The sequence below is a fragment of the Caulifigura coniformis genome (assembly GCF_007745175.1).
Taxonomy (GTDB): domain Bacteria; phylum Planctomycetota; class Planctomycetia; order Planctomycetales; family Planctomycetaceae; genus Caulifigura; species Caulifigura coniformis.
The window spans coordinates 926,511-939,922 of the sequence record NZ_CP036271.1 but is presented as its reverse complement, the minus strand read 5'-3'; the positions used below and the strand labels follow the sequence as shown (position 1 = coordinate 939,922).

Genomic DNA, 13,412 nt, shown 5'->3' with positions numbered 1-13,412 from the left:
CAAGGCGTCAATGCTGGTGTGCCGCTGCGGGGGCCGGGTTCGGTTGACCGCCGTGGCCCGCATGCAAGTTCGTTCCCGATTGTCCCGTCGGAAACAGCAAACTCGGCATGCCTTCAATCTGCCGCTGACTGTCCAGCAGAAAACCGCTTTGTGTGACGACGCGATCTGCCTCGGTGACTCCCTCCAGCACCAGGAAGTATTCGCGTTCCTTACCCGACTCGTCGGTCGATCGGGCTCGTGGTCCAAGCTTCAGTTCAACCAGTTCGTATGCACCGGCCCCAGTCAACCGGTAGGTAATCCGCCTCCGTCCGGTATCGAGCACGGCCGAAACCGGAATCGCGAGCAGCCCATCGCCTGCAGGTGCCTGTGTTAGGGGCGGTGCATCCTTGTGCTCTTCGTGGCCAACGTGCGTCTGCTTCGACGGGGTCGTCGGCGTGACTGCTGGAGGAGTCGGATCTGTCGATTGAGTGGGGACCGTCTGATCTGGACTACCAGCGGCATGCCGGTGATTCGACGGCGACGGCCCTGGTGCAGCGCGCTCTCTTCGTGATTCGCGGCGTCGCTCGGGAACTTTCTCCAGGGGCATTTCGCAGAAGGGACACTTGCCCGGATCCGGCTGCTTGACCTCCGGATGCATCGGGCACACATACATCCCTTCGAGACCGGTGGGTTCGGGAGTGCCGTCATCTCCCAGTCCCACATGGATCGTGGCCGTCGCGAACATCTGCGGTTTCAGGAGACGTTCCGTGTTCTTGATGTTCACGCGAACGCGAATCGTTCGCGTTGCATCATCGAGAAACGGATCGATGAACGTGACCGTGCCGTGGAATGTCTCGCCCGGAAAAGCCTCCAGAGTGATGTCGACAGCCTGCCCGAAACGCACCCAGGCGACGTCGTACTCGTAGATGTTGAGATACAGCCAGATCGGATCGAGATTGGCGATGCGATACAGCTGATCTCCGGCGTCGACATACTGGCCGACGCGAATATTCTTTTCGATCACCGTGCCACCGAGCGGCGCGTAGATTGTGAGGTGGGGGGCGATTTCCCGCGTCGACTCAATCGTTTTGATCTGCTCGTCGAGAATTCCCAGCAACCGCAACTTGGTCCGCGACGCCTCCAGTCGGGACTCGGCCAAGCTGCGCGGACTCAGCGCTGTCGCCTTCTCCTTTTCCTTGGCGTCCAGCCCCAGCAGCAATTCGTTCTGAGCCGAATACAATTCCGGGCTGTAAATCGAGACGAGGTGGTCGCCCTTTTTGACATCCAGTCCGGTGAAGTCGGCGTAGACGCGATCAACGCGCCCTGCGACGCGCGCCGTGATCAGCTCCACCTGCCGTTCGCTGTAGTCGAGCTTGCCAACTGTTCGAATCTCCTTGAACAGCTTGCGCGTCTGGATCTGCTCGACTTCCAACCCGGCTCGCGTTTCCAGGTCCTCTCTCGCGTTTGGCAACTGGGACACGGGGATTAACTGCATCCCGCAGATCGGACAGGGGCCAGGATTCGGCAATCGAATCTGCGGATGCATCGAGCACGTCCACGTGTCGCTGGTCGTCGCCTTCCCAGTGGCCTTTGGCCACCACGCAATCAACGCCACCAGCCCGGCCAACAGCCCCAGACCAGTCGCCGTCTTCAGGACGAACGGTTTCCATTTCATGAGGTGACTCCATCCGGAGTGATGACATGATCGACGTGGATGACCTGACGGAGCTCTTTGACGAGTTCGACCACGATCAAGGGCGTGAGTGCCAGCAGAATGATTGTGCCCCATTCGGACCACGTATGAGGGGGGACATCAAACACGCGCCCGGTAAACGGAACAATGGCCACACTCACTTGCAGGAGTCCAGAAACCAGGATCGCCAGCAGAAGATGAGGATTCTTCCAGAATCCGAGCTGCCGTAGCGTCAGCGTCTGGCTCCGAGCGCCGAGTGCACGGAAGAGTTCGGCGTAGACGAGTACGCAGAATGCCATTGCTCGCGCGCGATCAACATCGTCAGGCCGGTGCCGCAAGCTCAGACCGAAGGCGAGCAGGCCGACCAGTCCGACCAGCAGGCCTTGGAATAGGATTGCAATGCCCAGTTTTCGGGACAGGATTGATTCGTTCGCTTGGCGCGGCGGGTGATTCATCACGCCGGGTTCGGGCGGCTCGAAGGACAGGGCTAGAGCAGGCAAGCCATCCGTCACAAGATTGATCCATAGCAATTGGATCGGCAGAAGCGGTGCGGGCCAGCCGAGCAGGCTGGCACCGAGCATCAACAGGATCTCACCACAGTTGCACGACAACAGAAATACGAGCGCCTTCTGGATGTTGTCGTAGATCCCCCGCCCTTCCTCGACGGCGCTGACGATTGATGCAAAGTTGTCATCCAGCAGCACCATGTCGGATGCCTCTTTGGTGACATCAGTTCCGGTGATGCCCATCGCGATGCCAATGTCGGCGGCTCTCACCGCCGGTGCGTCGTTGACACCGTCGCCAGTCATGGCGACGACGTCTCCGCGTGATTTCCAGGCTCGGACGATTCGCAATTTGTGTTCTGCCGTTGTCCGCGCGTACACGGAGATGTCGTGGATCACGCCGGCCAAATCAGCATCCGTCATCTGGGCCAGCTCCTGACCGGCCAGCAAATGTTCAGGGCCGGTTGTCAGTCCGAGTTGCTTGGCAATCGCCAGTGCGGTTGCCGGATGGTCGCCTGTGATCATCACCGGTCGTATTCCGGCCGAGCGGCAGGTTGCAATCGCGGTTTTTACCTCTTCGCGAGGCGGATCGATCATTCCCACTAACCCGCAGAACACCAGCTCCCGTTCGAGATCGGTACTGCCCGGTTCCCGTGGATCTGGACCGTAGGCCACCCCGAGCACACGCAACGCTTGCGATGACAAAGAAATGCTTGAGGCCAGGACCCGCCTGCGATCATCTTCACTCAGCGGCTCCGCCACACCCCACCGATGGATACGGTCGCAGCGAGCCAGGACGCTTTCGGGAGCGCCTTTTGTGTAGAGCGACGTGCCTCCGGGTTCCCGAACGACCACGGACATGATCTTTCGGTTCGAATCAAACGGCAGCTCATACGTGATTTCGCCGCTCCGAGCAGACGGACTCAGTCCGCCTTTCATGGCCGCGACGACCAGTGCACCTTCCGTCGGATCGCCGATGACCTGCCAGACGCCATCTCCGTCCGATTGCGGCGCGACCTGCGCGCCATTGCACCAGGCGCCAATTTTGAGCGCCAGACGGAGGTCGAGATCCGTCTCGGGATTCACCGTCCGGGCGACTTTGGGAAGAGCCTCGTCGTCGACCAGAGTTGAATCGGACGTCTGATAGAAGTCGCCACGGGGCGCGTAACCGCCTCCGGTCACCTGGTAGGATTTGGAGCTCGTCACGATCGCCTTGACGGTCATTTCGTTGCGAGTCAGGGTGCCAGTCTTATCAGAGCAAATCACCGAGACCGAACCGAGCGTTTCCACGCTGGGCAGTTTTCTCACCAGTGCCTTACGTTTCACCATGCGTTGCAGGCCAAGTGCGAGAGTGATCGTGACGACAGCCGGTAGACCTTCTGGAACGGCGGCGACAGCGAGACTCACCGACACAAGCAGTGCCTCCAGGAGGCTGCCGCCACGCATCACTTGCAAGGCAAAGATGAGCGCAACGATCGCCAGGCAGACTCCAATCAAGACTTGTCCTAACTTCGCCAGCCGCTTTTGAAGTGGAGTGAGTTCCAGTTCATGGCGAGCCAGCATCCCAGCTATTTGTCCCAGCTCTGTCTCCATGCCTATGGCGGCCACCATGCCTGAAGCCTTGCCGGTCGTCAGGATGGTGCCCATGTGAACCATGTTTCGACGGTCACCGAGTTGCGTCTCGGCCGGGAGAACGACATCAGCCTCCTTCTCGACAGACGTGGACTCTCCTGTCAGCGTTGCTTCCTGCACGCTCACGCTGAACGCCTTCAGCAACCGCACATCGGCCGGGACGTTGTCCCCGGCCTCGATTTCAATGATGTCGCCAGGGACGAGCTCCCGAGCGGGCAAGGACTGCAGAACGCCATCTCGGAGCGCCTTGGCGGTCGGCGCCGACAGTTTTTTCAAGGCCGACATCGCCAGCTCCGCGTGTTGCTCCTGAAGAAACCCGATCACGCCATTGAGGACGACGATTGCGAGAATGGCCAACGTGTCGACCCATTCCCCCAGCAGTCCAGAGATGACTGCCGCGGCGATCAAGATCCAGATGACCAGATCCTGGAACTGACGAAAGAGTCGCTTCCACGCTGGCTCAGGTGCTGCTTCCGTGAGCTGATTGAAGCCGCTTTGCTTCTGGCGCTCCACGGCCTCCACTGTGGAAAGTCCCTGCTCAGCATTGGCGCGAAGCTGCAATACAGCCTGTTCGGTCGAGAGGCTAAAAAGCGTGTGACCCGGCATCGGCGACCATCCGGAAACGAAACGGAGAAGAACGAGGTCCCACACTCGCCGTCGACAAGCATGCTGACTGAGTGCGAGCGTGTTTCTGGTCGTCGCTGCCTGACAACACTATGACAACGTTGAGGACTTCGCCTGTTTGTCTGACTAAGAAAGGGACCTTCCGGCCAGCCGCCGGAAGGTCTGTTAACAGCGCTCAGTCAAGGAGTCGACGGGTTTGTCGTGCTCTCGCAGAGCGTCGTCCGACATTGCGCTCCCCTATTTTGCAGCCGGCTTCGGCAGCTCAATGTGCAGCAGCTCCATCAGCTTCTTGTGCTCCGCCTCCGCCGCGGCCAGGTGCTTATCCATGTCCGCACAGCACGAGGCAATGGTCCCGCTTTCCGCATTCGCTTCGATGTGGTGATCGGCATCGCTGCAGCACTTTTCGGCCGCTTCATAATGCTTCTTCATGGCGTCAATGTGCTGCACGATCTCCGCCTTCTTGGCTGCTTCCATGTCGATCTTGGTCAATTCCGTCTTCGCGGCCGCAACGTTTTTCTTGACCTCAGCGACATGCTCCTTCGCGGTCTGTGGATCGATCTTCTTCACCGCCTGCCCCTGCGACGACAGGGCTTGGGCGTGCGAGCGAGCCGAATTCTGGTAGCTATACGTCATTGAAGGACGGTAGCCCCGTGAGAAAGACCCCTGTGCACGATACGAGTTGCTCATTTCCTGGCGGCCCGGATTTGCGGGCTTCCCAGGGAAATTGGACTTTTGCTGGGCGTTAGCGAGGGACGTGGAAAGGACCGCACCAACGGTTACGAGAGTGATCATCAGGACGCGACATGACATGTGCTTTTCTCCAAGTAGATCAAAAATGTCCGGAACGGGCGGAATGCCGGTTGACGAAAGAGTCAGGGATGTTTGTCCTACGCGCTGGTGTCAATACATTGTGCACCCACCTTTCTTGTACGGAGGCGAAGCGACCTGAGGATGTGTGCGAGTTCGCACGCGTTGCATAGTCACACTGAAGGATTGCGAAATTCCGCTCCCTGCTCGCCAGCGGGCTCTTGCCCTGGTTGCGGTGGAGAGACACCGCCGTGGCTGTCCCTGCTCAGCGAACTCATGGTCGAACTTCGCGATTCGGAGATGCGCCTGCCGAATCGCAGGAACAACGCTGGCGTCACGAGTTGGTCGAGCAGCGTGGACGTCAACATCCCCCCAAAGACGACCAGGGCCAGTGGGTGCAGGATCTCTTTGCCTGTTTGTCCGGCCCCGAACAGTAATGGCAGGAGACCAATAAAGCTGGTCGCTGCGGTCATCATCACCGGCGCAAGACGCTCTAGGCTGCCCCGGATGATCATGTGTTCCGAGAACGACTCCCCCTCGTTTTGCATCAGATGAATGTAGTGCGAAATCATCATGATGCCGTTGCGGCTGACAATCCCGATCAGGGTGATGAAGCCGACCCAATGGGCGACTGACAGACTGGTCGCTTCTGCCCACACTCGCGGCCACTGCCACCAGTGCACTGCAGCCAATTTGCTTGCTTCCGGCCAGTTGACAATCAGCAGGGTCAGAACCGATCCCATCGCGGCCAGCGGGATGTTGGCCAACACCTGCAGTGCTGCCTGCCAGGAATCCAGGCATTTCCAAAGCAATAAGAAGACGCCGATGACAGACGCTCCGCCAAGAACGAGCAGTCGAAAGCTCGCGTCCTGTTGCGCCTCGAACTGGCCTCCGTACTCGATGTAGTAGTTCCCCGGCAACAAACGGAGTCGTTCCTCCAGGGGCTTCAGGGATTGCCGAATGTCGGCAACGACACCGGCCAAATCGCGATCGTGCACATTGCAGAACACCACGATTCGGCGGCGAACGTGCTCTCGATTGATCGTGTTCGGACCGGTGGTGTCCAGGACTTCAGCCACTTCGCTCAGCGCGACCATCCTGCCGGACGGGGTCTGAAGGATGGTTTGTCCGATGACTTCAGGATTGCTCCGCGATGGTTCATCGAACCAGACCATAAGTTGGAAGTAGCGGTCTTCGTCGAGAACTTGCGAGACGACTCGCCCCTTGTAAGCAATCTCCAACAGCTCCGCGACATCTCCTGGAGCAAGCCCGTGTCGCGCGGCCGCCTCGCGTTTTACCTGGAGGCGGATTTGCGGGATCTCGACCTGAGGCTCCATTTGCAGATCCACAACACCTTTGACTTTCTGCATCTCGGTGAAGGCGTCCTGTGCGGCGATGCGAAGCTCCTGAAGATCCGTACCGAAAACCTTGACCGCAATCTGAGCGCGCACGCCTGACATGATGTGATCAAGGCGATGGGAAATTGGCTGGCCAATATTCACCTTTGCTCCGGGAATCGCCGTGATCCGGTCTCGCACATCCGCTAGGACAACCTCGCGGTCGCGGCCTTGGGATTCGAACCCCCAGAGATGAGCAACTGGAATCAGACGCAGAATGCCGGCCAGTACACCGGGCTTCGGCCGTTCGTGTTCGAGAAGGCGTACGTCAATCTCGGAAGAGTTGACGCCCTCGGCATGCTCATCCAGTTCTGCCCGGCCGGTTCGTCTCGAAACGGCCAATACTTCCGGAACTTCAAGCAGCAGCCTTTCCGCACGGGCGGCAATTCGTTGGCTCTCATCGAGGCTTGTTCCGGGCTCGGTCTGCAGGCTGATCGTGAGCGTTCCCTCATTGAAGGGGGGAAGAAACTCACCGCCCATCCAGAAGATCAACGTCACTGACAACAGCACGCCAATGCACGTTGTCAGCAGGACGGCCGTTGAGTGGCGAAGGGTGATATGGAGCACCCTCGAAGTCACAGCTTTAAGCCACCTGAGCAGCAGTGGATCGCTTCGCTCCTCAAGAAACTTCGCACCCGGCAGCAGGTAATAGCCGAGGACAGGAGTGACGGTGAGTGAGATTGCCAGCGAGCAAAGTAGTGAGGTGATGTACGCAATTCCCAAAGGGGCGAACATTCGCCCTTCCAATCCGCCCATCGAGAAGAGTGGAAAGACAACTAGGATCACGATCAACGTTGCGTAGACGATCGAATTTCGGACCTCGCTGGAAGCGTCATAAATGACTTTGAGCGCCGGCTCAGGAGCGGCCTTGTGGATGTTCTCTTTTAGGCGGCGGTAGATGTTCTCGATGTCGACAATGCTGTCGTCCACAAGGTCGCCAATTGCGACAGCAATCCCGCCGAGTGTCATCGTGTTGATCGTGATGCCAAACCACCAGAAGCAAAGCACGGTCAGCAGGATCGAAAGCGGCATCGCCGTTAACGAGCTGATACTCGTTCGGAAGTTCCACATGAAAAGGAACAGCACCACGACTACCCAGATGGCCCCGTCACGGACGGCTTCAATGACGTTGTCGACGGCCGCGCGAATGAAATCGGCTTGCTTGAAAATCCGCCGCTCGATCTCGACATCCTCCGGTAATTCCAGCTCAAGCTGATCGAGGACTTCTGAGATTTTGCGATCAAGGACAAGCGTGTCAGCTCCGGGCTGCTTTTGAACAGTGAGGATGACCGACGGACCGCCAACCACCCGCTCGCCTTCCTTAACCTGCACGCTTCCGTCGCCTCGTTTGACCGGGCCCGAGAACTGCACACTCGCGACATCTTTAATCAACACCGGCCGTGGTTCTCTCCAGACCACTGGCGTGTTTTCCAGATCCTCAAGTGCCAGGCTCTGTCCGCTGATTCGAAGCAGTGATTCCTGGGGCTCCCGGACGACAATGCCGCCGCCGGCCAGCACGTTTGCCTTTGTGGCTGCATCGACAAGCTGCTGTAGCGTGACGTTCTGTGCCGCAAGACGCGCTGGAGACGTGACGACTTGATACTGCTTGAACACGCCTCCCATGACCGTGACTTGGGAAACTCCTTCGACGGCCAACAGCCGGTTTCTGACCTCAAATTCGCCCAAGGTTCGAAGCTCCATGCCGACTGACGACGCTTCATCTGGCGTGGAGGTAGGTTTGGTCGACCGCAAGCCGAGCAACATGATCTCGCCCATGATGGAAGAGATCGGGGCAAGAACGGGGTTCACGTCCTGGGGCAAACGGTCGCGAGCGACCTGCAGCTTTTCTGCCACGATTTGTCGGTCGCGGTAGATGTCGGTACCCCATTCGAATTCGACCCAGACAATCGAGAGGCCGATGCCCGAAGCTGAGCGGACACGTTGAACGCCAGTGGACCCGTTCAGAAGGAATTCCAGCTGACGAGTGACCAGGACTTCGACCTCTTCAGGAGCCAGGCCCGGCGCCTCGGTCATGATGGTGACCGTAGGCCGATTCAGGTCGGGAAACACATCGACCGGCATCTGCGAGAGCTGGTAGCCGCCCGCAATCAAGACGGTCGCCGCCAGAATCAGAACGATTCCGCGGTTGTGGAGGGACCACGATATGATCGCATTCAACATCGAGGCCTCTCAGCGAATCGCTGCGTATCCCGTCTGAAGCTGGAAGACGCCGCGTACGGCGACCGTCTCTCCCCCAGCCAATCCATGGGTAATCTCTGCGAAGCGGTCATCTTTGCGGCCGACTGAAATCGGCCGGCGAGCAAACGTCCCGTCTCCACCTTTAACGAAGACGAAGCGTCGATTCCCCTCTTGAAGCAGGGCGCTCAACGGAACTGTCGTCCTGGCTGGGGACTCTCCGGCCTTAAACGTCACACGAGCAAGGGAATTGTGTGGACGCTGCTGCATGCCGTCGCCTTCAACTTCAATCCACGCCGAGAGAGTGCGGCTCGCCGTGCCGACGGTGTGGCCGAGCCGGATCACCCGCCCGGTAAGCACCGCCTCCGGATCAGAAACCAGGCGAATGCGGACTGGCTGGCCGACTTGCACGCGTCCTGAATCCCGCTCGGCGACGAACGCCTCCACGAAGCTCTTTGACAAATCATGGATCTCAAAGAGTGGTTCTTCCGGCCGCACCACCTGACCGAGCACTTTGGTGAAGGTGACAACGGTACCGTCAATCAGCGCACGCAGTGGAAGCGTCGGCATAAGTTGGCTGTCAGTCTGGATCTTTCTCAGCTCCTCTTCTGTCACTCCAAGCGCAGCCAAACGGCGCCTGGTTCCTTCAATCCGAAACGCTGCATCACGCTCTGCGGCTTCAACATCAAGGAAACGCCGTCTCGCGATGCTGTCGCCAGAAAGCTTCAGTTTTTCGAGAACAGTCGACTGCAGTTGTTGATCCAGTGTCGCTCCCAGAAGTTCAAGTTGCAGATTGTGAAACTCCAAGGACTTCACTTCTGCGATGACATCGCCTTTCCGGACGGCGTGTGACCGGTCGATCCGAATGCGTTCGATGACTCCATTGAGCGGGGATGAAGCAATGAATCGCCGGTCCGTCGGGACATCAACTGCGCCGTCGGCGTCAAACACATCTTCGATGAGTCGTCCGGAGACACTGGCCAGGGAAAGCCCGATATCCTTTGCAGTCTCCTCGTTCAGGCGCAACGATCCCTTGGTGAAGAAGACAGCCAGTTCGTGGCCGCCCTGAGTGACGACGCGATCGCCGGGGTAGAGTTTGCCGCCGCGGAGTTCAATAAATCCCCCGCTCTGTTGTCCTGTGACGATGCTCTGCTTCTTGTACTCCGAGCTCTCCTTGGTGGAGGTCTGCTCGACGAGAACGAACCGCTCAGCTCCATCGCGAAAGACGGCGGCAGTGGGTACGGCAACGCGGCTGACGGTGTTTGTTTGACTAATCTGAACCTGACCTCGCATGCCCGGCATGAGCCGGATGTCGTCTGGCATCGGATTTGTGACTGTCGCCCAAGCGTCGGCCAGATGTGTTTCCGGATCGAGAGCAGCACCGAGTTTGTCCACTGTCGCTAACCAGCTCTTGCCCGGATGCGCTGAGAGCGTGAAGGAGAGCACTTGCCCGATTTGTATTCGGTCAAAGTCCTTTTCGAGGATTCGAATTCGCAGCCACAGTGTTCGAAGGTCGGCGATCTCAAAGATGTGCTCCTGAGGGGCGACGATTTTGCCAACGGAGAGATCGGCATGATTGGCCACACCTTCGATGGGTGCCATGATCGGCATGTAAACCGGCTGCTGATCAACGCCGCTAAGAACGCCGTCCAGTCGAGATTCTTCCAAGCCGAGCGCAAGCCATTTGCGTCGGGCGACTGACAAAGCGTTCGCGGCCTGGGCTGCCTGATTCTGGGCTTCGAGCAATTGCTGGCCGGCGACCGCGCCGGCGTTGGCAGCAGAATCAAGACGTTTTGCCGTGTCGCTCGCCAAGTCGGCAGCATTTTTTGCAGTCAGCAGCTCTTGGCGCAGCTGCTGGAGTTCCTGGCTGTCGAGTTCGGCCAGGAGCTGCCCGCTTTTCACATTCTCGCCCGGCTGCACATGCAGCTTCACGATCCGTCCAGCCAGTAACGGGCTTACGAAGGCACTTCCGGTCCATGGTGATTCGATCGCTGCGTAAGCAAACCAATGGCCTTCGACTTTCCGTTCGGTGACTTCCTCAGTCATCACGTCGAGGATCGAACGCGCTTCGCGGCTCAACCGCAGCACGCCCGTAGCAGGATCGATCGAGGCGCCGCGCGTGAGAAGCGGTGCATGTCCTTCGTGAGCGCCCGCAGGGGCAACAACAAAAAAGGAGAGAACTCCGAGAACCAGCGCGAATGTCCGATTCACTGGAAATGCCTGCCTTGGGACCGTGCCGGCCAGCTCTGGCTGTGCACGGTTCCTAGAATGGATGAACATCGCATCAAATCCCGATCGTCCGCCTAGGCTACGGGGCTTGGGGAGCATCGCCGCCGAACGGCGGACGATCGGGTGTTTCGTCTGCTTCACGCTCCAGGTGTCTCCGTGAACGTGCCGGACGGGCCGACAAGTTTGGTCGGCTTGTAGCCGGCCTTCACGACCGTCTCCCACAAGGCTTTGGGAGAGACCTTTTCTTTGTCAGCGGGAGTGATCTTGGCCGTCTTAGTGGCGAGGTCGACTTCCGCTCCTTTCACACACTTCACTGCCTTCAATTTCGTAGACAGGTTTTTGGCACAACCCGCGCAGTGCATGCCTTCGACGGTGATCGTGGTGTTTTCGACAGGGGCATCCGCGGCTGGGAGCAGTCCCGTTGCTGCAATCACACCCCCAAGGACCATGAGTAACGTTCGCATCGCTAAAAACTCCTTTCGAAACTTCAAAGGGTGAACAAACTGGATTAGGGCTTCGCTGCCTTTTCGGCGGCGACCTTAGCTTTCAAATCGGCGACCTCCGCGAGAGTGACATCCGCGTCACGCAACACTTTTTTCTCGCAGCCGGCACAACACACAAACACAGGCTGATCTTTGACCATGACTTTGATCGGAACGCCCATCCCGCCCAGAGGATTCTCAGGCTCTGCAGCGCAGTAGCCCTGGGCTTCGGCGACTGCTCGATCTTCGGGCGGGAGCTTGGCGAGGTTCGCAGCGATGGAATCGCTTTTCGTCGCGCTGCTTGAGCCAGCTGGACGCTCGGAGGCGCGTTGGCAACCGGCCATCCATGCGAACGCGACCGTCAGGAGCAAGCACAGGAACACGGAACTACGAATCATGGTTTCTCCCATGGCTGAAGTTATTTCTTCACAAATGAGTCGGCTGGCTGCAGCTCTTCTGGCTTGGTCTTCGCCATCGCCACGTATTCATCAACACATGGCGGGCAGCAGAACTGGTAGTTCTGTCCATCGATGACCCACGTGAAATCGGGATTGGCCTTCGTGAGCGTCACGGGGCAAATCCGGTCACCGACTTTCGGCTTCAGATCGTGGTTCGAGGCGACGCCTTTGAACTTCTCCGCGGCGGTCTTGTTTCCGTTGGCCGCAATATCGGCAAGCGTGTACTTGCCGCCGGGAGTCAAATACAGCTCACGCTCGTCGGCGGAAGCCACACCGCCCGGCATCGAAGCATGTCCGGGTTCGTGGTTTTCTTGGCGCGTGGTAAAGCCGATGCGGAACCGCTCCCCATTGATGCGAATGTTGGGAATGGTGACGTCGAGTTCTTTGCCTTTAAGTTCCTCAGGGAGTTGGGCAACGAACTGCGAGGTCTTTCCTGCGGCATCTCCATCTTGAGGGACTGGGGCGACATCGATCGGGACTGCCTCAGACGAGGCCGCTGCTTTGACGTAGGCCTTAAGGGTTTGCTTTTCGACCTCAAGGATTCGGGATTCATCCTTTCCGAGCATCAACAGCTTCAGAGCACCGCCTTGCTCAACAACTGCTTCGGCGTGATAGCTGTCCAAGCCGATGGAAACGATAAGCCCACCATGGGCACCGGGCTTGTGCGCATGCTCGGCGTCGGCTGACGGCGTGTCAGACTTCGGTTCGTCGGTCGCTTTCGCGGCCTTCTCTTCATTCGTGACGGTGCTGCTCGTCTGCGGGTCGCGACTGGAATTGCATCCGAGAACCGCGATCAGTGGTAACGAGGCGAATAGAAACAGGGCGGCCACTTGGCCGAGCCGTGGTCGTGTCTGCATGGAATTCAGTCCTTTGGCATCGGAGGCAATCAATGCCTCATGGAGAAGTGAGCGCGCGGGAATGCGCGCACACCAAGAGCCGATTGAAGAGATTAGTGACAGCTGAAGAACTCGAATCCCGAAGCAGGGACCGGCGTCAGCTGACTAGCAGAGCAGTAGTTGAGAAAGCGCAACGCGATCTGTGCGCGGTAGTGCCCTGACAGACTCTTGTTGTGCCTCACGTCGGGCCAGCAGCGGCGCGATTTCCAGCGCGACTTCGCAATGATCTTCAGTAACCAGCGCAACAAGCCCATGTTGCAGCTGCACTGAAGCGTCCATGCTCACAGTCGCTCCGACATCAGCGAGCTGTCGCTTATGTTTGCAGGGGCAATTCTGCCGCTGATCACGGTTGGGACATGACCCCTGGTCAGTAGCGCAGCAGCACGACGGCACGTCTTGGGCTGAAACTGATTGAAGCAGCGCGGAGGCCTTCGCCGTGCAGCAGCAGAACGTTTGCCCGAAAAGCAACGTTCCGATGAGCATCAGGCTCAGCAAAATCCGCGACACGAAAATGGC

Annotated in this window: 8 protein-coding genes; all 8 read right to left on the bottom strand. The window is 58.6% G+C overall.

Going from position 1 to position 13,412, the window contains the following annotated elements:
• Nucleotides 1-7 precede the first annotated feature (7 nt).
• Nucleotides 8-1,654 carry an efflux RND transporter periplasmic adaptor subunit gene (locus tag Pan44_RS03750; protein ID WP_197453825.1) on the bottom strand — a complete coding sequence of 549 codons (1,647 nt, stop codon included), beginning with the start codon at nucleotides 1,652-1,654 and terminating at the stop codon, nucleotides 8-10.
• Nucleotides 1,651-4,413 (bottom strand): cation-translocating P-type ATPase, encoded by a 2,763-nt coding sequence (locus Pan44_RS03745; RefSeq protein WP_145027387.1) that lies wholly within the window; start codon nucleotides 4,411-4,413, stop codon nucleotides 1,651-1,653. The genes Pan44_RS03750 and Pan44_RS03745 overlap by 4 nt, the downstream gene beginning before the upstream one ends.
• Before the next feature lie 255 nt (nucleotides 4,414-4,668).
• Nucleotides 4,669-5,064, bottom strand: a complete 396-nt coding sequence (locus Pan44_RS03740) for a hypothetical protein (RefSeq protein ID WP_145027385.1) — start codon at nucleotides 5,062-5,064, stop codon at nucleotides 4,669-4,671.
• Nucleotides 5,065-5,411: 347 nt separating this feature from the next.
• On the bottom strand, nucleotides 5,412-8,816 hold the full coding sequence (locus Pan44_RS03735; RefSeq protein WP_145027383.1) for an efflux RND transporter permease subunit: 3,405 nt from the start codon (nucleotides 8,814-8,816) through the stop codon (nucleotides 5,412-5,414).
• 9 nt (nucleotides 8,817-8,825) lie between these two features.
• Complete coding sequence (locus tag Pan44_RS03730) at nucleotides 8,826-11,042, bottom strand: efflux RND transporter periplasmic adaptor subunit (RefSeq protein WP_197453824.1); 2,217 nt, start codon at nucleotides 11,040-11,042, stop codon at nucleotides 8,826-8,828.
• A gap of 155 nt (nucleotides 11,043-11,197) precedes the next feature.
• Nucleotides 11,198-11,524 (bottom strand): heavy-metal-associated domain-containing protein, encoded by a 327-nt coding sequence (locus Pan44_RS03725; RefSeq protein ID WP_145027379.1) that lies wholly within the window; start codon nucleotides 11,522-11,524, stop codon nucleotides 11,198-11,200.
• Between the two features lie 44 nt (nucleotides 11,525-11,568).
• Nucleotides 11,569-11,940 (bottom strand): hypothetical protein, encoded by a 372-nt coding sequence (locus Pan44_RS03720; RefSeq protein WP_145027377.1) that lies wholly within the window; start codon nucleotides 11,938-11,940, stop codon nucleotides 11,569-11,571.
• 20 nt (nucleotides 11,941-11,960) lie between these two features.
• Entirely contained in the window at nucleotides 11,961-12,857 is an 897-nt protein-coding gene (locus tag Pan44_RS03715) for a hypothetical protein (RefSeq protein ID WP_145027375.1), read from the bottom strand.
• Between the last annotated feature and the right edge of the window lie 555 nt (nucleotides 12,858-13,412).